Annotated in this window: 15 protein-coding genes; 8 read left to right on the top strand and 7 right to left on the bottom strand. The window is 72.6% G+C overall.

The window, feature by feature from the left end; translation table 11 throughout:
* Positions 1 to 10: 10 nt before the first annotated feature.
* On the bottom strand, positions 11 to 2,584 hold the full coding sequence (gene pepN / locus ACFIF2_RS02150; RefSeq protein WP_395570720.1) for an aminopeptidase N: 2,574 nt from the start codon (positions 2,582 to 2,584) through the stop codon (positions 11 to 13).
* A gap of 113 nt (positions 2,585 to 2,697) precedes the next feature.
* Between pepN (ACFIF2_RS02150) and ACFIF2_RS02145 the strand changes: the two genes are divergently transcribed.
* Entirely contained in the window at positions 2,698 to 3,174 is a 477-nt protein-coding gene (locus ACFIF2_RS02145) for a DUF1203 domain-containing protein (protein WP_395570719.1), read from the top strand.
* Here ACFIF2_RS02145 and ACFIF2_RS02140 read toward each other — a convergent pair.
* On the bottom strand, positions 3,171 to 4,187 hold the full coding sequence (locus tag ACFIF2_RS02140; protein WP_395570718.1) for an aspartate-semialdehyde dehydrogenase: 1,017 nt from the start codon (positions 4,185 to 4,187) through the stop codon (positions 3,171 to 3,173). The two genes, ACFIF2_RS02145 and ACFIF2_RS02140, sit on opposite strands and share 4 nt — an antisense overlap.
* A gap of 350 nt (positions 4,188 to 4,537) precedes the next feature.
* On the opposite strand from ACFIF2_RS02140, the gene ACFIF2_RS02135 reads away from it, so the two are divergent.
* On the top strand, positions 4,538 to 5,074 hold the full coding sequence (locus ACFIF2_RS02135) for an RNA polymerase sigma factor (RefSeq protein WP_395570717.1): 537 nt from the start codon (positions 4,538 to 4,540) through the stop codon (positions 5,072 to 5,074).
* Position 5,075: 1 nt separating this feature from the next.
* The gene (locus ACFIF2_RS02130; RefSeq protein WP_395570716.1) at positions 5,076 to 5,813 is read left to right on the top strand and encodes a hypothetical protein; all 738 of its coding nucleotides are present in this window, start codon (positions 5,076 to 5,078) and stop codon (positions 5,811 to 5,813) included.
* A gap of 66 nt (positions 5,814 to 5,879) precedes the next feature.
* On the opposite strand, the gene ACFIF2_RS02125 is transcribed toward ACFIF2_RS02130, so the two are convergent.
* Positions 5,880 to 9,173, bottom strand: a complete 3,294-nt coding sequence (locus tag ACFIF2_RS02125; protein ID WP_395570715.1) for a S8 family serine peptidase — start codon at positions 9,171 to 9,173, stop codon at positions 5,880 to 5,882.
* 250 nt (positions 9,174 to 9,423) lie between these two features.
* Between ACFIF2_RS02125 and ACFIF2_RS02120 the strand changes: the two genes are divergently transcribed.
* On the top strand, positions 9,424 to 9,909 hold the full coding sequence (locus tag ACFIF2_RS02120) for an NUDIX hydrolase (RefSeq protein WP_395570714.1): 486 nt from the start codon (positions 9,424 to 9,426) through the stop codon (positions 9,907 to 9,909).
* A gap of 95 nt (positions 9,910 to 10,004) precedes the next feature.
* Positions 10,005 to 11,144 (top strand): serine hydrolase domain-containing protein, encoded by a 1,140-nt coding sequence (locus ACFIF2_RS02115; protein ID WP_395570713.1) that lies wholly within the window; start codon positions 10,005 to 10,007, stop codon positions 11,142 to 11,144.
* Between the two features lie 103 nt (positions 11,145 to 11,247).
* Here ACFIF2_RS02115 and ACFIF2_RS02110 read toward each other — a convergent pair whose 3' ends face one another.
* Together ACFIF2_RS02110 and pepN (ACFIF2_RS02105) are read right to left on the bottom strand one after the other, a co-directional pair.
* Complete coding sequence (locus ACFIF2_RS02110; protein WP_395570712.1) at positions 11,248 to 12,312, bottom strand: hypothetical protein; 1,065 nt, start codon at positions 12,310 to 12,312, stop codon at positions 11,248 to 11,250.
* A 206-nt stretch (positions 12,313 to 12,518) separates the two neighbouring features.
* Positions 12,519 to 15,101: an aminopeptidase N gene (gene pepN, locus ACFIF2_RS02105; RefSeq protein ID WP_395570711.1), complete on the bottom strand. Its 2,583-nt coding sequence runs from the start codon at positions 15,099 to 15,101 to the stop codon at positions 12,519 to 12,521.
* Between the two features lie 146 nt (positions 15,102 to 15,247).
* Between pepN (ACFIF2_RS02105) and ACFIF2_RS02100 the strand changes: the two genes are divergently transcribed.
* Both ACFIF2_RS02100 and ACFIF2_RS02095 read left to right on the top strand, forming a co-directional pair.
* Complete coding sequence (locus ACFIF2_RS02100) at positions 15,248 to 15,886, top strand: DsbA family protein (RefSeq protein ID WP_395570710.1); 639 nt, start codon at positions 15,248 to 15,250, stop codon at positions 15,884 to 15,886.
* A 101-nt stretch (positions 15,887 to 15,987) separates the two neighbouring features.
* Complete coding sequence (locus ACFIF2_RS02095) at positions 15,988 to 16,773, top strand: SAM-dependent methyltransferase (protein ID WP_395570709.1); 786 nt, start codon at positions 15,988 to 15,990, stop codon at positions 16,771 to 16,773.
* A gap of 123 nt (positions 16,774 to 16,896) precedes the next feature.
* Here the strand turns inward: ACFIF2_RS02095 and ACFIF2_RS02090 are convergent, their stop codons facing one another.
* Both ACFIF2_RS02090 and ACFIF2_RS02085 read right to left on the bottom strand, forming a co-directional pair.
* Complete coding sequence (locus ACFIF2_RS02090; RefSeq protein ID WP_395570708.1) at positions 16,897 to 17,538, bottom strand: superoxide dismutase; 642 nt, start codon at positions 17,536 to 17,538, stop codon at positions 16,897 to 16,899.
* A 177-nt stretch (positions 17,539 to 17,715) separates the two neighbouring features.
* On the bottom strand, positions 17,716 to 19,098 hold the full coding sequence (locus ACFIF2_RS02085; RefSeq protein ID WP_395570707.1) for an amino acid permease: 1,383 nt from the start codon (positions 19,096 to 19,098) through the stop codon (positions 17,716 to 17,718).
* Positions 19,099 to 19,438: 340 nt separating this feature from the next.
* Here ACFIF2_RS02085 and ACFIF2_RS02080 point away from each other — a divergent pair, with 340 nt between their 5' ends.
* On the top strand, positions 19,439 to 20,020 hold the full coding sequence (locus tag ACFIF2_RS02080) for a biotin transporter BioY (RefSeq protein WP_395570706.1): 582 nt from the start codon (positions 19,439 to 19,441) through the stop codon (positions 20,018 to 20,020).
* The last annotated feature ends 62 nt before the right edge of the window (positions 20,021 to 20,082 follow it).

Here is a 20,082-nt window from a genome sequence, read left to right as displayed (position 1 = left end):
TGCGTACCGGCTACTCGGACGCCGCCGCGTCCGCCGCCTGGGCGCGCAGGGCGCGTTCCACGCCCGAGCGGGACTCCGAGACCAGGCGGCGCAGGGCCGCGTTCGGCTCGGCGGAGGAGAGCCAGACGTCCGTGCGGTCCAGGGTCTCCCGGGACACCTGCACCGCCGGGTACAGGCCGACCGCGATCTGCTGCGCCATCTCGTGCGAACGGGACTCCCAGACACCCTTCAGCGCCTCGAAGTACCGCTCCGTGTACGGCGCCAGCAGCTCGCGCTGGTCGGTCTGGACGAAGCCCGCGATGACCGCCTCCTGCACGGCGTTCGGCAGCTTGTCGGACTCCACGACCGACTCCCAGGCCTCCGCCTTGGCCGCCTCCGTCGGGCGGGCGGCACGCGCGGTGGCGGCGTGGCGCTCACCGGCGGCCGTCCTGTCCCGCTCGTACTCGCTCTGGATCTCCGAGCCGCCGAACCGGCCCACGGCCGCCAGCCGCTGCACGAACGCCCAGCGCAGCTCGGTGTCCACGGCCAGGCCCTCGATGGTCTGCGTGCCGTCGAGCAGCGCGTCCAGCAGGTCCAGCTGCTCCGGCGTCCTGGCCGTCGCCGCGAACGCCCGCGCCCACGCCAGCTGGTGGTCGCTGCCCGCCTCGGCGGCCCGCAGGTGGGCCAGGGTGGCCTCGGTCCAGCGGGTGAGCAGCGCCTCGCGGGCGGCGGGGGCGGCGTACTGGTCGATGGCCAGCTTCACCTGGCGGTGCAGCGACTGCACGACACCGATGTCGGACTCCTTGCCGATGCCCGACAGGACCAGGGAGAGGTAGTCGCGGGTCGCCAGCTCCGCGTCCCGGGTCATGTCCCAGGCGGACGCCCAGCACAGGGCGCGCGGCAGCGACTCGGTGAAGTCGCCGAGGTGCTCGGTGACGACGGCGAGGGACTGCTCGTCGAGGCGGACCTTGGCGTACGACAGGTCGTCGTCGTTGAGCAGCAGCACCGCCGGGCGGGGCTTGCCGACGAGCTGCGATACGGCCGTCAGCTCGCCGTCCACGTCCAGCTCGACCCGGTCGCCGCGCACCAGCTTGCCGCCGGCGTCGAGGTCGTAGGCGCCGATCGCGATCCGGTGCGGGCGCAGCGTGGGCTCGCCCTTCGCGCCGGCCGGGAGCGCCGGGGCCTCCTGGCGGATGGCGAAGGACGTGACGACGCCCTCGCCGTCCGTCTCGATCTCCGGGCGCAGCACGTTGATGCCGGCCGTCTCCAGCCACGCCTTCGACCAGGTCGTCAGGTCGCGCCCGGACGTCTCCTCCAGCGCGCCCAGCAGGTCGGACAGGCGCGTGTTGCCGAACGCGTGCCGCTTGAAGTACGCCTGGACGCCCTTGAAGAACGCCTCTTCACCGACGTACGCGACGAGCTGCTTCAGCACGCTCGCACCCTTGGCGTACGTGATGCCGTCGAAGTTGACGAGCACGTCGTCCAGGTCGCTGATGTCCGCCATGATCGGGTGCGTGGACGGCAGCTGGTCCTGCCGGTACGCCCAGGTCTTCATCTGGTTGGCGAACGTGGTCCACGAGTGCGGCCACTTCGAGCCCGGCGCGGCGGCCTGGCAGGCGGCCTCGGCGTAGGTGGCGAACGACTCGTTCAGCCACAGGTCGTTCCACCACTCCATGGTGACCAGGTCGCCGAACCACATGTGCGCCAGCTCGTGCAGGATCGTCGCCGCCCGCACCTCGTACGCGGCGTCCGTCACCTTCGAACGGAACACGTACTGGTCCCGGATGGTCACCGCGCCCGCGTTCTCCATCGCGCCCGCGTTGAACTCCGGCACGAAGAGCTGGTCGTACTTGGCGAAGGGGTACTGGTAGTCGAACTTCTCCTGGAACCACTCGAAGCCCTGCCGGGTCACCTCGAAGATGGCGTCCGCGTCGAGGTGTTCGGCGAGCGAGGGACGGCAGTAGATGCCGAGCGGGACGGACTGGCCGTCCTTCTCGTACACGCTGTGCACCGAGTGGTACGGGCCGACGATCAGCGCCGTGATGTACGACGAGATGCGCGGGGTCGGCTCGAAGGCCCAGACGTTGTCCTGAGGCTCCGGGGCCGGCGAGTTGGAGACGACCGTCCAGCCCACGGGCGCCTTCACGGTGAACTGGAAGGTCGCCTTGAGGTCCGGCTGCTCGAAGCTCGCGAAGACGCGGCGCGCGTCCGGCACCTCGAACTGCGTGTACAGGTACGCCTGGTCGTCGACCGGGTCGACGAAGCGGTGCAGGCCCTCGCCGGTGTTGGTGTACGCGCAGTCGGCGGCCACGCGCAGGATGTTGCGGCCCGGCAGCAGCCCCGGCAGGGCGATGCGGGAGTCCTGGAACACCTCGGCGGGGTCGAGGGCGTCGCCGTTGAGCGTCACCTCGTGGACCGTCGGCGCGACCAGGTCGATGAACGACTCGCCGCCGCCCTCGGCGACGTCGAAGCGCACCGTGGTCACGGACCGGTAGGTGCCGCCCTCCTGCGCGCCGGTGAGGTCGAGATCGATCTCGTACGAGTCAACGGTCAGCAGCGTCGCCCGCTGCCGCGCCTCTTCGCGAGTCAGGTTTGTGCCAGGCACGCGGTCATCTCCTCGTGATGTGTGGGTCGCGCCATCCTTCCACGTGGCCGGTACGGAACGCGATGTCCATTTCCCGCCGGTGTGCGCGGCGGGCGCGCGCGAGCCTTGGGCCCATGCAGCACTACACCGCACGCCCCATTTCACCGGCCGTCCTGAAGGAACTGCGCACCGCCGACGACGCCGGCCGCGCACCCGTCCCGCTGACCGACGACGAGGGCGGCGCCCCCCTGCGCTGCTGCCTGCGCCGCAGCCGCCCGGGGGAGAGGATCACGCTCGTCTCGTACGCCCCGCTGCGCCGCTGGGCCGCCCAGACCGGCGCCGACCCGGGCGCCTACGACGAGCAGGGCCCGGTCTTCGTCCACGCCGAGGAGTGCGCCGGACCGGAGACGGACGGGCTCGCCTTCACCAACTCGCACCGCGTCCTGCGCCGCTACGGTGCCGACGGGCACATCCTCGGCGGGCGGCTGATCGGGGACCCCGGCGCCTTCGCCTACGCCCTCCGGGAAGCGTTCGACGACCCGGCCGTGGCACTCGTCCACGTCCGGGCCGTCGAGTACGGCTGCTTCCTCTACGAGGTCGGGCGGGACTAGCCCTTCAGCTCCGCCGCCACCAGCTCCGCGATCTGCACCGCGTTCAGCGCCGCGCCCTTGCGCAGGTTGTCGTTGGAGACGAACAGGGCGAGGCCGTTGTCCACGGTCTCGTCCTGGCGGATGCGGCCCACGTACGAGGGGTCCTGCCCGGCCGCCTCCAGCGGGGTCGGCACCTCGGTGAGCGCCACGCCGGGGGCGCCGGCCAGCAGCTCCTTGGCGCGCTCGACGCTGATCGGGCGGGCGAAGCGGGCGTTGATCTGCAGGGAGTGGCCGCTGAAGACGGGCACCCGCACGCAGGTGCCGGAGACCTTCAGCTCCGGGATCTCCAGGATCTTGCGGGACTCGTTGCGGAGCTTCTGCTCCTCGTCCGTCTCGTGCGAGCCGTCGTCGACGATGGAGCCGGCCAGCGGCAGCACGTTGTACGCGATCGGCGCCACGTACTTGTCCGGCTTCGGGAACTCCACCGCCGAGCCGTCGTGGGTGAGCTTGGGCGCGTCCGCGCCGACCTTCTGGACCTGCTCGAACAGCTCGTCCACGCCCGCCAGACCGGAGCCGGACACGGCCTGGTAGGTGGCGACGACCAGCGCTTCGAGGCCCGCCTCGGCGTGCAGCGGACGCAGGACCGGCATCGCGGCCATCGTGGTGCAGTTCGGGTTGGCGATGATGCCCTTGGGGCGGTCGGTGATCGCGTGCGGGTTCACCTCGGACACCACCAGCGGCACCTCGGGGTCACGGCGCCAGGCGGAGGAGTTGTCGATCACGACCGGGCCCTGGGAGGCGACCTTCTCGGCCAGCGCCTTGGAGGTGGCGCCGCCCGCGGAGAACAGCACGATGTCCAGGCCGGAGTAGTCGGCGGTGGCCGCGTCCTCCACCGTCACACCGTCCAGCTCCTTGCCGGCGGAGCGGGCCGAGGCGAACAGGCGCAGCTCGGTGACCGGGAAGTTCCGTTCCGTGAGGATCCTGCGCATGACCGTGCCGACCTGACCGGTGGCTCCGACGATTCCGACCCTCACGGTGACTCCTTCTGGCGTTCGTGCGCGTGTCTTCACGCGTGCTTTGCTCGGCCGAGACTTTTCCATCATGGGGCGAAGCCCGGCCCACCTGTCCAATTCTTTGCGCGGGGTGCCCGCGCCCGGGGACGAGGCGGCTCGGCCCGCGGCCGCGGTCCTTCGGTGACAACCCCGCCTGAGCTGCAGATATTCACCCGGACCGGCCCCCGCGCCGCAAGCTGTGCTGTTCCGACCCTGCCCATCCCGTCCCGCCCCACACGGCGGTGTGACGTACGCCTCGCGCCGGGACGCGGCGGCCGGCCGAACGTTTCGGGCCCCGCCGGCGTCCTAGGGGAAACGCGGTGAGGGGAGGGGTGGCTGTGCTGCGCGGGAGGAGCCGCCGCGGCCAGGGGGACGCCGTACGGGACGACCCCCTGGACGCGGCGCAGGAACGCCGGGTGCGGGCGGTGCTCGCCCTGGGCGGGGTGCCGCAGGCGGACCTGCCGGACGGGGTGCAGCAGGTCCGCCTGCGGTTGCTGGAGCGGACGGCGAAGGGCCAGGAGGCGCCGCGCGACGTGTCCGCGTGGGCGGCGGTCGTCGCCTCCAACCTGGCCATGGACTGGCACCGGGCCAGGCGCCGCCAGGACCGGCTGGGTGAACGCCTGGCCGCCCTGCGCCAGACGGACCATCCCTCCGGCGAGGAGACGAGCCTGCTCTCCCTCGCCGTCGCCCAGGGCCTGGACGAGCTGCCCGACGCCCAGCGCCAGGTCGTCGTCCTGCGGTTCTACGCCGACCTGCCGGTGCGCGGCATCGCCGAGGAGCTGGGCATCCCCGAGGGCACGGTCAAGAGCAGGCTGCACACGGCGGTACGGGCACTGCGGGCCCGCCTGCACGAGGACGAGGTGGTGTGAGATGGCCGCCGAGCACCCCGGTGGGGGCGACGCGCTGATGGCCGCGATCACGGGCGAGCCGATGCCGTCCGGGGCGGACCCGGACGCCGAGGCCGCGTACCGGTCGGCCGCGGCCGACGTGGCGCTGCTGCGGGAGCAGCTGGGCGTCATCGGCCGGACGCTGGGCGAGCCGCTCCCCGCCCCCGAGGCCCCTCCGGTGGCACGGTCCGCCCGCCGCCCCCGGCGCCGCCCGTTCGCCCTCGCCCTCGGCGCGCTCGCGGTGGCCTGCGCGAGCACGGTGGTGGCGGGGCTCGGGTGGCTGGTGGTGCGGGGAGCGGGCGGCGACGACACGGCGAGCGGCAGCGCGGCGGCGAGCGACAAGCGGGCCAAGGCGCCCGAGTCCGGCGGCGTCGCCTTCGGTGGCCCCCGCTACCTCGCCTGCGCCCGGGTGGTGGCCGAGGGCACGGTGACCGGCGCCGAGCCCCTGCCGGGGACGGGGCAGCACCGGATCACCCTGGAGGTGACCCGCTCCTACAAGCCGGGGAAGGAAGAAGGCGGGGCGGGGAAGGAGGACGAGGCGGTCACGTTCGTCCTGGACGACACCACCGCCCGGCTCTCCGTGGGCGACCGCGCGCTGATCGGCGTCCCGCGGCACGGCGACACCCCGGACACCGTGATCACCGGCGAGCGGGCCATCGCCGCCGAGCGCGCCTGGATCACCGCGTCCCTGCCCGAGTCCCGCACCCTCGCCTGCGACTGACCCCGGGGCACGCGAAGGGCGGGCGCCCCGAGAAGCGCCCGCCCCTGGTCCACGTGCCGTACCGGACTACGGCACGACCGTCCCGATCCGTACGCTGCCCAGGCCCGCGGCGGTGCCGTGGGCGTTCACCAGCTGGACCCGGCCGAAGAACTCGCGGCCCTCGGGCGCGGCGGCCAGCGCGGTGACGCTGCCGGAGACCGTCGCCGAGGCACCCGTGCCGAGCTTCACCGGCGCCGAGCCGTCCACGGAGACCGAGCCGAGGGACGCGGCGAAGTACACGTCCCGGTAGTCGTACGCCGTGCTGCCCGACGGGACCGCGTAGCCCACGACCTCGACGGTGTAGGCGCCGGCGGCCGGCTTCGGCACGGAGACCGACTCCTCCGAGTCGCCGTCGGCGGACTGGCCGACGACGTTGCCGTCCTGGTCGTAGACCGTCAGGTCCAGGTCGGCGGCCGTGTCGGAGACGCCGCCGATGGCCACGTCCAGCGACTCGGCACCCGCGGGCACCTCGACCGTCGACGTCTTCTTCTGGCCCTGCGCGATCGTCGGACGGGACGTCTCGGCCGAGCCGAGCGGGCCGCCGACCAGCTTGCCCTCGATCGGGGCGTACCGGTTCGTCACCTTCCAGGAGGCGTCGGCCGGGGCGCCGACCTTCGCCTCGGGCACGGTCACGACCTCCGGGTCGAAGTCCGCGCCGAGGACGGTGACGTCCAGCTCGTACGGGTTGTCCAGCAGCGGCGAGGTGCGCCGCGACTCGACCTCGATCTCCCAGACGCCGGGCTGCGGGTCGGCGTACGCGCGCACGTCGGGCCGGCAGCCGTTGCCGTCGAGGTAGTTGTTGTAGCAGTACGGCGTGGAGGTGGTGTCGACCGGGACGCCGTACGGGTGCAGGGAGATGAACCGGGTCTGGCTGCCGTCCTTCAGCCCGCTCATCGCCACCTGAAGCGCCTTCGCGCCCTCGGGGACGGTCACGAAGTACGACTGGGTGTCGTTGCGCTGCACGGAGCCCCGCGCGGAGAAGTCGTACTCCAGCGGGGCGGAGGCCACGACCGTGGTGAGGACCAGCTTGTCGGTGCCCTCGGTGCGCGGGTCGTCGACCTCCAGGATCGCGCTCTTGAGGCCCTCGGAGCGCGGCTTGGCCTGCACCTTCACCGTCACCGGCTGGTTCAGCGGCAGCCGCACCTCGTCGGAGCCCACGATCCGGAAGGTGCCGCCGGCGTTGTTCTCGAAGTGCAGCTCGTGCCGGATCGCCCGGTCCGCGCCGGAGGTGCGGGTGAGGGTGATCTCGTACGTCTTGCGCTCGCCCGCCTTCAGGCCGCCCTCGCGGTCGTAGAGGCCGGTGCCGAAGCCCGGGGTCTTCAGGAACTGGTCGATCGCGGTGTCGACCGGCGCCTTGACCGTGTACTCGTGGGCGGTGGCGCCCGCGCGGATCGCCCGCCAGGCGTCGGGGACGTTGATCAGGCCCGCGCCCTCCTCGTACGCCTGCACACCCTTGATGTGGTCGGCGGTGGAGGTCAGCGCCGTGCGCAGCGTCGCCGGCGTGAGGTCGACGTCCGCCTGCTTCGCGGCCGACAGCAGCAGCGCGGAGGCGCCGGCGGCCTGCGGGGACGCCATCGAGGTGCCCTGGAGCATGCCGTAGCCGGCCGGGAGCGTGTAGCCCGCCTCGGCGACCGGGGCGCCCGGCATCCAGGTCTGGATGGTGTTGATCGCCGCGCCGGGCGCGGTCAGCGTCGGCGTGAAGCCGCCGTCCTCACGCGGGCCGCGCGAGGAGAACGGCATCATCGCGTACTCGGTCTTCACCGCGGAGCCGTAGTTGGCCGCCCAGGTCTCCTTGGAGATGGACGCGCCGACCGAGATCACCTTGTCGGCCAGCGACGGGTCGCCGATGGTGTTGGCGCCGGGGCCGGAGTTGCCCGCGGAGATCACCAGCTGGACGCCGTAGGTGTCGATGAGCCGGGTGTACAGCTCGGCGCGCGCGTTGTTGCCGTCGTTGAGGGCCGGAAGGCCGCCGATCGACATGTTGACGATGTCGACGCCCCGGTTGACGACGAGGTCGATCATGCCCTCGGTGAGCGCGACGTTGGTGCAGCCGCCCGTCCAGGTGCAGGCGCGGGACGAGACGATCTTCGCGCCGGGCGCGGCGCCGTTCATCCGGCCGCCGAACAGGCCGTTGGCGGCGGCGAGGCCGGCCACGTGCGAGCCGTGCGAGCCCTCGATGACGCCGATGTTGACGAAGTCGGCCTTGGCGCCGGCCGCGTTGTACACGACGTCCTTGCGGATCTCGATGACGAACGGCTGGCGTTCGGCCACGTCCGTCTTCGGGTCGTCGGTGCCGAAGTACCCGATCTGGAAGCCGTCCTTGTAGGGCTTCATCGGGGTGTCGTCGGCGAAGTCGCTGTTGTTGTTCAGGTCGACGCGGACCGTGCCGGCCGCCTTGTCGTACAGGACACCCCAGGAGTCGGTGGTGTCGCCGTCCCGGTTGGCGTCGCCGGCGGCGTCACCGCCGGTGGTGTACGACTCCAGGAAGGTGCTGACCTGGTAGGAGCCCGCGGGCGCCGTCCACGTCCGGCCGCCGTAGGTGAAGGTGGGGCCGGAGACCGAGGTGAGCATCGGGCGCCAGGTGCGGTCGCCGTCGACGACCGGGTCGGTCGCGGTGACCCAGTCGACGATCTTGCGTTCGCCGGTGGTGGTCTTCTGCAGCGCCGGGTGGGCGAGGTCGACGCCCGAGTCGAGGATGCCGATGGTGACGCCGCGGCCGTCCGCCTTCGGGTACTTCTTCACGAAGTCGACGGCGCCCGTCTCGAAGGACGGGTTGTACGGGTTCTCGGCGGGGGTGCGGCGGTCCGGCGCGGGGTAGGAGGAGCCCTTGCCCCGCTCGGCGCCCTTCGCGCGGTCCGCGCCCGGCGTCGGGTCGTCCAGCGGGATCTCGTCGCGCAGGTCGATGCCGTGCACGGAGGAGAGCTTGGCGGCGGCGGCGATGGCCGCGTCCGCCTCGGCGGTCGGCACGGTGGCGCGTACGTAGCCGAGCTCGTCGTAAGTCCGGCCTACGGAGCCGCCGCCGACCGCGTCCAGTTCCTTCGCCACCTGCTCGGTCCGCCCCGGTGCGGTGGCGACCATCAGCGTGATGTTCTTCGTGCCGTCGGCCTTCGCCTCGGCGAGCAGGCCGGCGTCGTGCGAACCGAGCTTGTCGTGCGCCGACTTGGCGGAGGCGTCGGCGGGGGTCGTCGCCGGGCCGTCGGCGGCGAGGGCCACGGGTATCGGCCCGACCGCGCAGAGCGCGGCGACGAGGCCCGTGGCCACGGCCAGCCGGGCCGCGCGTCTCGCGCCCGGTATCGGTTCGCGCTGAGGGGTGTGGGTCATCGGCATCCCTTGCGAGTAAAGGAACGTGCGTGAACGACCGGGGCCGATCGGTCCTGGCCGCGACAGTCCGGAATACGATCCCGAACGACCGCTCAGCCTTACGCAAGGGCCCACTGTTTGGGGAGAGTTGTCCGAGACGGGGTGGAGGCGTGGCGTACTTCCGCCATACGCCATCGGGGACACAGGGGGCACTCCCCGACAATTCCCTGTCTCACGCCGTGGTCCGGGCCCGTCGGGTTAACGTCCCGTCGTGCGCCGAAAGCTCAGGGTGGCGGCCTACGCCATGTGCGTCCGCGACGGACAGGTCCTGCTCGCCCGGTCCCCGGGCCCGGGTGGCGTCCCCGAGTGGGTGCTGCCGGGCGGCGGCGCGGAACACGGCGAGGACCCCTACGACACCGTCGTCCGCGAGGTCGAGGAGGAGACCGGCTACCGCGTCGAGCCCACCTGCCTGCTCGGCGTCGACGCGCACCGCGTGACCCGCCTCGACCACTTCGGCCCCCGCGGGCTCCTGCGCCGGCCCGTCGACCACCACGGCGTACGGCTCGTCTACGAGGTCCGGATCACCGGCGGTGACCTGCGGTTCGAGGTCGGCGGCTCCACGGACCTGGCGGCCTGGCAGGACCTGGCCGCCGTCCCGGGGCTGACCCGGGTGCCGCTGGTCGACGCCGGGCTGCGGCTGTGGCGGGAGAGACCGCCGGCCGGGCGTCCGACGCCGCCCGGGTCACCGAAAGGCTGAATGCGGCTCAACCGCCCCGGACCAGGGCAACCGGCACACCGCCGTCCAGGGTCCTTCCCCCCGACCGGACAGCGCGGAAGATGGGGGAAGAAGACATGACCGTACGCGTACGCACCACCCTGGTGGCGGCCACCGCCGTGGCCCTGTCGCTGGCCGTGGCGGGTCCCGCCGTGGCGGCGCCCGCCGCCGGTGACGGCCACGACGCGACCCGCCGTGCCCTGAAGGCCGCGGTCGCGGACGGCGTGCCCGGCGTGACCGCGGCGGCTCGGGACGGCCGCGCCACCTGGTCCGCCACCGCGGGGGTGGGCGACCTGCGAACCGGCGCACCGCGCTCGGAGCGGGACCGCTACCGGGTCGGCAGCATCACCAAGACCTTCGTCGCCACCGTCCTGCTCCAGCTGGAGGCCGAGGGCCGGCTCTCGCTGGACGACACGGTGGACGCGTGGCTGCCCGGCGTGGTCGAGGGCAACGGCCACGACGGCCGCCGCGTCACCCTGCGTCAACTCCTCAACCACACCAGCGGCATCCACGACTACACCTCCGACGAGGAGTTCGTCCGCACCTACTTCCTCAAGGACGGCTTCCTCGCCCACCGCTACGACACGCTGACCCCCCGCGAGCTGGTCGGGATCGCCATGTCCCACGAGCCGGACTTCGCGCCGGGCGCCTCCTGGAACTACTCCAACACCAACTACGTCCTGGCCGGCATGGTGATCGAGGAGGTCACCGGTCGCCCCTACGGCGAGGAGGTGCGACGGCGCGTCGTCGAGCCGCTGAGGCTGAGCGCCACCTCGGTCCCGGGCACCCGGGTCACCCTGCCCCGGCCCAGCAGCCGCGCCTACTCGAAGCTGGCCGAGACGGCGACGGGACCGACGTACGACGTCACCCGGCTCAACCCGTCGCTCGCCGGCGCCGCCGGGGAGATGGTCTCCAGCTCGGGCGACCTCAACCGCTTCTACACCGCCCTCCTGCGAGGCCGCCTGCTGCCCGCCGAGCAGCTGCGGGAGATGACCACGACGGTCCCCGTGGAGGCGGGCGCCGGATACGGTCTCGGCCTGATGAAGCGGGACCTCCGCTGTGGCGTGACGGTCTGGGGGCACGGCGGCGGCATCCACGGCTCCTCGTCGCAGGCGGTGACGACGAAGGACGGCCGGCACGCGCTCGCCTTCAACTTCAACGGCGACTGGGCGGGCGACAGCCAGGCGGTGATCGAGGCCGAGTTCTGCGACGAGTGACGCGGACGCGAGCGGTGACGCGGACATGAGGAGGGGCCGCCGGGCGGTCGTGCCCCGCGGCCCCTCCTCTCCCCTCCGGTCGTGGTGCCGTCCCGGTCCGTCACTACCGGGGCGACACCACGACGTACGCAGCGGGTTCCCTGTCTCCGGCCGCCATCAACGCCGTACGGACGACGGTCGCCTGATGTTCCGTGGAGTCCCGCAGCTTGCGGGGCGTCAGGTGTACGACCGTGATGCCGAGGCGCTCCAAGTGCTCCCGCTTGCGCACGTGTTCCGCCCACACCGCGTCGTCCTCCTGCTGCCGGTGGGCGCGGGTGTCCAGCTCCAGCGCCACCGAGTGCTCGGGCCAGAAGGCGTCCACGCCACCGAGGAGGGGGCCGCCGGGCAGACGCAGGTCGACGTTCCAGACCGGTTCGGGCAGGCCGTGCTCGCGCACCATGCGGTACAGGCGCTGCTCGGCCAGCGCCCGCCCCTCGGCGACCAGCGAGTCCACGGCGTCCACCACGTGCGGGCGGCTGAGCAGCCGGGCCCGGTTCAGTTCCCGTACCACCGCCGCCGGTTCGCAGTGCCCGCCGCGCACCGCCTCGGTCAGCAGCCGGCGCACGACCCCCGCGTCCGTCAGCTCCGCCACCGCGTCCGCCAGGGCCCGCGCCACCGGCGCCGCCGGTACGCCGGTGACCCACACGGCGGTGGGCAGGGCGGTCGTCCGGACGATCCGCGCGCAGCCCGTCGTGCGCAGCCGGCGCAGCCGGGGGACCAGGACGTCGATGGCGTCCAGGGAGGGCAGCGGGGGAGCGGCCGAGAAGCCGTGCAGCGTCAGTGCGGCCAGGCCGGTGATCACCGCCTCGGCGTAGGCGGGCGCCGGGGCCTCCTCCCGGCCCGGCTGTACGGGCACGGAGGCGGTGGCGCCGGCGGCCGGCCGTTCGGTGCGCTCCCGCGCCGCGTACAGCAGCACCGCGTGCAGGCGCTCCTCGCTGGTTGGCGGGCCCGGGTGGAGCAGGACGACGTTCGGCAGGAGCCGCTGCCAGGGGCCGCCGGGCCGGCACTGCTCGTCGGTCTCGGCGGCCGAGACGCCGTGCGCCCGCAGCTGGGCGACCGTCATGAGCCGGCGCCGGCCGTCGGCCAGGTGGTGGAGCGGGCGGGGGGAGAGCGGGGTGTTGTGCGTCATGACCGGGGACTTCCCGCGCCCGATCATCCCTTTAACCGCTGTTACACGCTCATCGACGAATCAGGACAAGCCCGCCCTAAAGGACGGGTGTTCGGATGCCGAAAACCCCTGGTCCGCCGAGGTGCGGCCAGGGGTTACGGCTGCTCGTGACCGGATTCCGTAACGATGACGGAACGCCCAATCATTGGCCAGAGGTCAGGGTGGGCTCAGCGGCCCGCCGCCGCCGAGTCGCACGCCTGTCCCCGCAGCGCCCGCGCCAGGTCGTCCCGCGCCTCCAGGACCAGCCGGCGCAGCGCGGGCGCGGCGTCCTGGTGGGCGGACAGCCACGCGTCCGTCGCGTCGAGGGTGTCCTGGGAGTCGCGCAGGGAGGGGAACAGGCCCCGGACCACGTCCATCCCGATCTGGATGGACCGCTCGGCCCACACCCGCTCGATCGCCGCGAAGTACTTCCGCGCGTACGGCGCGACCAGCTCCCGCTGCGAGGGCTGCGCGAAGCCCGCGATGGTCGCCTCCACCAGGGCGTTGGACAGCGCGTCCGACTCCACGACCTGCGCCCACGCCTGCGCCTTGACCGCCGGTGAGGGCCGGGCCGCCAGGCAGCGCACCTGGTGCCGCTTGCCGGAGGCCGTGTCGTCGCGCGCCAGCTCGGCGGCGAGCGCGGCCTCGTCGGCGGCGCCGTGCGCGGCGAGCGGCTCCAGGAACGCCCAGCGCAGCTCCTGGTCCACGTCCAGGCCCTCGATCTTCTCCGTACCCTCCAGCAGCCCGCGCAGCAGGGCCAGTTCCGCCTCGTCGGACGCCACGGCCGCGAAGAACCGCGCCCACGCCAGCTGCTGCTCACTGCCCGGCGCCGCGTCCCGCAGCTCGCGCAGCGCGCCCTCGCCGAGCAGCCGGCCGCCGGTGGCGCGCCAGTCGGGTGCCGCGTAGTGCACGAGCGCCGAGTTCGCCCAGGCGTGCAGCATCTGCAGGACGCCGATGTCCGACTCGCGGCCCGCGAAGCGCAGCACCAGCCCGGTGAAGTCCCGCGCCGGCAGCAGCGCGTCCCGGGTCATGTTCCACAGCGCCGACCAGCACAGGGCGCGGGCCAGCGGGTCGGTCAGCGCGCCCAGGTGCTCGCGCAGCGTCGCCAGCGAGGTCTCGTCGAAGCGCGTCTTGCAGTACGTCAGGTCGTCGTCGTTGACCAGGACCAGTTCGGGCGCCTCGGCCCCGGCCAGCTCCGCCACCACCGTGCGCGGACCGTCGACGTCCACCTCGGCGCGCGCGTACCGCTCCAGGGCGCCGTCGCCCGTACGCCGGTACAGGCCCACCGCGACGCGGTGCGGGCGCAGTTCGGGGTGCGATTCGGCGGCCTCCTGCACCACCGCCAGCTCGTCGACGCGGCCCTCGGCGCTCAGCAGCACCTGCGGGGTCATCGCGTTGACGCCCGCCGTCTGGAGCCAGGACCGCGCCCAGGCGCTCATGTCCCGCCCGCTGGTCTCCTCCAGCACCGCCAGCAGGTCGCCGAGGCGCGTGTTGCCGTACGCGTGCCGCTTGAAGTAGCGCCGGGCGCCCTCCAGGAACGCGTCCTGACCGACGTACGCCACGAGCTGCTTGAGGACGGAGGCGCCCTTGGCGTACGTGATGCCGTCGAAGTTGAGCTTGGCGTCCTCCAGGTCGCGGATGTCGGCCGTGATCGGGTGGGTGGAGGGGAGCTGGTCCGCCCGGTAGGCCCAGGCCTTGCGGCGGTTGGCGAAGGTGATCCAGGCGTCCTTGAAACGGGTCGCGCCGACGTTCGCGAAGGTGCCCATGAAGTCGGCGAACGACTCCTTGAGCCACAGGTCGTCCCACCACTCCATGGTGACCAGGTCGCCGAACCACATGTGCGCCATCTCGTGCAGGATCACGTTGGCGCGGCCCTCGTAGGACGCCTGCGTCACCTTGCCCCGGAAGATGTACTCCTCCCGGAAGGTCACCAGACCCGGGTTCTCCATCGCGCCGAGGTTGTACTCGGGGACGAACGCCTGGTCGTACTTCCCGAAGGGGTACGGGTAGTCGAAGTGGTCGTGGAAGAAGTCCAGGCCCTGCTTGGTCACCAGGAACACGTCGTCGGCGTCGAAGTGGGGGGCGAGCCCCTTGCGGCACATCGCGCCGAGCGGGATCGTCAGACGCGTCCCGTCCTCGAACACGCGCTCGTAGGAGTCCGTCACGTAGTGGTACGGGCCCGCGACGACACACGTGATGTACGTCGAGATCGGCTTCGTCTCCGCGAACCGCCACACCCCGTCGGCGCGTTCGCCCGCGCCGTTGCTCCACACCGTCCACTCCTCGGGCGCCCGGACCTCGAAGCGGAAGGGCGCCTTGAGGTCCGGCTGCTCGAAGTTGGCGAACACCCGGCGGGAGTCGGCCGGCTCGTACTGGGTGTAGAGGTAGACCTCGCCGTCCTCGGGGTCGACGAAGCGGTGCAGGCCCTCGCCGGTGCGGGAGTAGGCGCACTGGGCGTCCACCACCAGCTCGTTGTCGGCGGCCAGGTCCTCCAGGGCGATCCGGGAGCCGTCGAAGACCTCGCTCGGGTCGAGGTCGCGGCCGTTGAGGGACACGGCGGTCACGCTCGGCGCGACCAGGTCGGCGAAGCTGCTCGCGCCGGGCTCGTTGCAGCGGAAGCGGATCGTGGTGACGGAGCGGAAGGTGCGCGGACCGTCGCCCTGGGCCGCACCGGTGGCCGAGCGCACGTCGAGGGACACCTCGTACCCGTCGACGGACAGCAGGGCGGCCCGCTCCCGGGCCTCGTCGCGGGACAGATTCTCACCGGGCACGGGCGGCACTCCCTCGGGTGGTGTTCAGCATGCGGACAGCACCGATCCTGCCATGTGGCCCTGACACGCGGCAGCCGGGAATGGTCACGGCACCGGGCCGGTTGCCAGGAGAAAAGGCTCGGCCCCGTTGCCTCCCGAGGAGAGACATGTCGGAGAAGACCCCCGTCGACTTCTGGTTCGACCCGCTGTGCCCCTGGGCCTGGATGACCTCCCGCTGGGTCCTGGAGGTGGAGAAGGTCCGGGACATCGAGGTCCGCTGGCACCTGATGAGCCTCGCCGTCCTCAACGAGGACAAGATCGACGAGCTGCCCGAGGAGTACCGGGAGCTGCTCGAGACCAAGGCGTGGGGGCCGGTCCGGGTCGTCATCGCCGCCCAGGAGGAGCACGGCGCCGAGGTGCTCGGCGACCTCTACACGGCGCTCGGCACCCGCATCCACAACCAGGGCGAGGGCCCGGAGAAGGAGACGGTCGCCGCCGCCCTGAAGGACGCCGGCCTGCCCGAGTCCCTCATGGACCACTGGGACTCCACCCCGTACGAGCCCCAGCTGCGCGCCTCGCACAAGGAGGGCATCGACAAGGTCGGCCAGGAGGTCGGCACCCCGGTCATCGCCGTCCCCGGCGCCGACGGCGGGCAGCTCGCCTTCTTCGGCCCGGTCGTCACCCCGGCGCCCAAGGGCGAGGACGCGGCCCGGCTCTGGGACGGCACGCTCGCGGTCGCCTCGGTCCCGGGCTTCTACGAGATCAAGCGCACCCGCACCAAGGGCCCGGACTTCAGCAACCTGTAGGGAGCGCCGTCCCGCGCGGCGCCGTGGCCGTTGTGCCGCGCGGGACCCCCCGGACGTAGCACCATGTGTCGAACACCGACCCTGGAGGCGAGTCCCACCCCATGACGGAGATCGACACCTCGGTGCCGCACTCGGCCCGGATCTGGAACTACTGGCTCGGCGGCAAGGACAACTACCCCGTGGACGAGGCGGCCGGCGACGCCTACACCGCGGTCTTCCCCGGCATCGTCACCATCGCCCGCGGCAGCCGCGCCTTCCTCGGCCGCAGCATCCGGTACCTGGTGCGCGAGGCGGGGGTACGGCAGTTCCTGGACGTCGGCACCGGGCTGCCGACCGTCGACAACACCCACGAGGTCGCCCAGCGGTACGCCCCCGAGGCGCGGATCGTCTACGTCGACAACGACCCGCTGGTCCTCGCGCACGCCCGCGCCCTGCTCACCTCCAGCGCCGAGGGTGCGACGGCCTACGAGGACATGAGCCTCTTCGAGCCCGAGGCCATCCTCGAAGCGGCCGCGCGGACCCTCGACCCGAGCCGTCCCACCGCCCTGATCCTCAGCGGCATCCTCGGCCACGTCGCCGACCACGACCTGGCCCGCGACCTCGTGCGCCGTCTGATGGCCGGCCTGCCCCCGGGCAGCCACCTGTGCGTCAACGATGGCTCGCGCGGCACCGACCCGGACTACGAGGCGGCCCAGGACGGCTACAACGAGACGGGCGCCGTGCCGTACTTCCTGCGCCCGGTGGAGCAGATCGAGGCGTACTTCGAAGGGCTCGACCTGGTCGACCCCGGCGTGGTCTCCGTCCCGTTGTGGCGGCCGGACCCGGCCCCGGACGGCACCGAGCCCCGCCCCATCGGCCAGCACGGCGGTCTCGCCCGCAAGCCCTGACCCGCCCCCACGCGCGGGAAGCCCCCGCGAGTCACGTCCTCGCGGGGGCTTCCCTCATTCCGCCCGCCGCCGTGAAGGGTGAGAAGACGATCACGAGGCGGGACGACTCGGGCGGTCAGGCGTTCACGGCGCCAGCAGCAGCGTGTTCGTCCGGGACTTCGCGGCCTCGTAGCGCTTCGCCACGTCCTGCCAGTTGACGACCGCCCACATCGCCTCGATGAAGTCGACCTTCTGGTTCTTGTACTGGAGGTAGAAGGCGTGCTCCCAGGCGTCGAAGACCAGGATCGGGGTGGCGCCCTGGCCGACGTTGCCCTGGTGGTCGTAGACCTGCTCGACGATCAGGCGCCCGCTCAGCGGCTCGTACGCCAGTACGCCCCAGCCGGAGCCCTGGGTGGTCGCGGCGGCCTTGGTCAGCTGCGCCTTGAAGCCGGCGAAGGAGCCGAACGACTCGGCGATCGCGTCGGCCAGCTCGCCCACGCCGTCCGCCTCCAGCGGCTCGCCGCCGCCGTCGCCGGTCATGTTGTGCCAGTAGATCGAGTGCAGGATGTGGCCGGAGAGGTGGAAGGCCAGGTTCTTCTCCAGGCCGTTGATCGATCCCCACGTCTCCTTGTCGCGCGCCTCGGCGAGCTGCTCCAGCGTGTCGTTGGCGCCCTTCACATAGGCCGCGTGGTGCTTGTCGTGGTGCAGCTCGATGATCTCGGGGCTGATCACGGGGGCCAGCGCGGAGTAGTCGTACGGCAGTTCAGGAAGCGTGTACACGGGCATGGCGGATCCCCTCCGACCTCTTATTGCAAAAGGCTTGCAAGTGCACGCTAGCAGCAACAGTGCCGGGAGGGGTGGGGCGGAGGGGTGTTCGGGCGTGCCGGGCGCACGACAAGGGCCCCCGTACGGATCAGGTTCCGTACGGGGGCCCTCGGGGAGCCGGGGGAGGGGTGGAGGGCGCTAGCCGCGCGCCCGCCGCCGCTGCCAGGCGTACCCGGCGGCCGCCAGGGCCAGCGTCATCGCGCCCGTCGAGTACAGCTGCACCCGGGTGTCCGGCTCGCGGGCCATCAGCACGAACACCGCGGCCATGCCCGCCAGCGCCACCCACGTCAGCCACGGGAAGCCCCACATGCGCACGACCAGCTTCTCGGGCGCCTCCCGCTCCAGGCGGCGCCGCAGCCGCAGCTGGGAGACGGCGATGAAGATCCAGACGACCAGGATGACCGCGCCGATCATGTTCAGCAGCCAGGCGAAGACGTCGTCCGGCCGCCAGTAGCTGAGCAGCACGCAGCCGAAGCCGAAGAGGGAGGAGACCAGCACCGCGACCCGCGGCACCCCGCCCGACACCCGGCCCAGCGCCTTCGGGCCCTGGCCGCGCTCGACCAGCGAGTAGCCGATGCGGGAGGCGCCGTAGATGTTGGCGTTCATCGCGCTCAGCAGCGCGACCAGCACGACGACGTTCATGAGCTGACCGGCGCCGGGGATGCCCAGTTCGTCGAGGGCTGCGACGTACGGGCCCTTCTCGACGACCTCCTTGGAGTCCCAGGGGACCAGGGTGACGATGACCGCCATCGAGCCGATGTAGAACAGCGCGATCCGCCACATCGCCGTCCGCACCGCGCTCGCCACGCCCTTGACCGGGTTCTCCGACTCGGCCGCCGCGATGGTCACCGTCTCCAGGCCGCCGTAGGCGAACACCGAGGCGAGCAGGCCGATGATCAGGCCGTTGCCGCCGTTGGGCAGGAAGTCACTCAGGTGCGAGGTGCCGGGGGAGTCGGTGCCCGGCAGGACCCCGGCGATCGCCAGCACGCCCAGCACCAGGAACAGGGTGATCGCGCCGACCTTGAGGGCGGCGAACCAGAACTCGAACTCGCCGAAGTTCTTCACCGCGGCCAGGTTCGTCCCGCAGAACACCACCATGAACAGCGCCACCCACACCCACTCGGGCGTGCCCGGCAGCCAGCCGTGGACGATCGCCGCGGCGCCGATGCCCTCCAGCCCGACGGCGGTGCACAGCAGCACCCAGAACGCCCAGCCCGCGGTGAAGCCGGCCCACGGACCGATGGCCCGCTCGGCGTGCGCGGAGAAGGAGCCCGACGACGGATACGCCGCCGACATCTCGCCCAGCATCCGCATCACCAGCATCACGAGGAGGCCGGAGAGGGTGTAGGCGACGACGATCGACGGCCCGGCGGCGGCGATGCCGGCCCCGGAGCCGACGAACAGCCCGGCGCCGATCACCCCGCCGAGGGCGATCATCGACAGGTGGCGCTGCTTGAGGCCGTGGGAGAGGGCGGCGCCGGACGACTCGGGCGGCGCCTCGGTGGTGGTGCTGTTGGACATGGAGCGGCTCGTCCAATGCGTGGGGGGCGGGTACAGGGGCAAAAACGCCCACAGTCTCGGCGCTCGCGCCCGTCGGCGACACCGGTTGCCCACGATGCGGACGGAACAGATACGGAACGTGATCGTCCGAATGCGGAGTTCCGCTTCCCGCCGGGTCCCGTGACGCTCGCCTCGCCCGCTCGGTGACCGGAGTCACCCGCAAGCGCGTGTAGCCCGCTTCCGTTGTCGGGAGCCCACCAAGTCCGCGAGCCGCCCTTTGTCGAACGCTGCTGGTGATCGGCCCGACGCGCTGGGATAGCGTCGCGGTGTTCCGACATGTCCACACCACCGCGGAGTCCCCATGAGCACCGCCGCCGCCCCCGCCCGTACCGGGCAGGTCCTCGCCGACCTCATCCCCTCCTCCCGAGTCCGGGACGTCGCGCTCGTGGCCGGCGGTGCCGTGCTCACCGGCCTCGCCGCCCAGATCGCGGTGCCCGTGCCGGGCTCCCCGGTGCCGGTGACCGGCCAGACCTTCGCCGCGCTGCTCGTCGGCACCTCGCTCGGCGCCCGCCGCGGCATGCTCTCGCTCGCGCTGTACGCGCTGGTCGGCATGGCGGGCGTGCCGTGGTTCGCGGAGGGCGGCTCCGGCACCGGCGCCCCGTCCCTCGGCTACGTCTTCGGTATGCTGCTGGCCGCCACGGTCGTGGGCGCCCTGGCCCGCCGCGGCGCCGACCGCTCGATGCTGCGCACGGCCGGCACGATGCTGCTCGGCGAGGCGATCATCTACGCCGTCGGCGTCCCGTACCTGGCCCTCGCCGCCGACATGTCCCTGACCGCCGCCGTCGCGGCCGGCCTCACCCCGTTCCTGATCGGCGACGCGCTGAAGGCCGCGCTGGCGATGGGCCTGCTGCCCGCCGCCTGGAAGCTGGCCGACAAGCGGTAGGACCGCCGCGGTCGCGCGAGAAGGGGGGGGGGGGGGGGGGGGGGGGGCCCGGCCCCCCCCCC

Origin of the sequence: Streptomyces sp. BK79 (assembly GCF_044142145.1) — a bacterium.
Classification (GTDB): domain Bacteria; phylum Actinomycetota; class Actinomycetes; order Streptomycetales; family Streptomycetaceae; genus Streptomyces.
The sequence above is the reverse complement of the archived record's forward strand: the minus strand, read 5'-3'. Positions and strand labels throughout refer to the sequence as shown.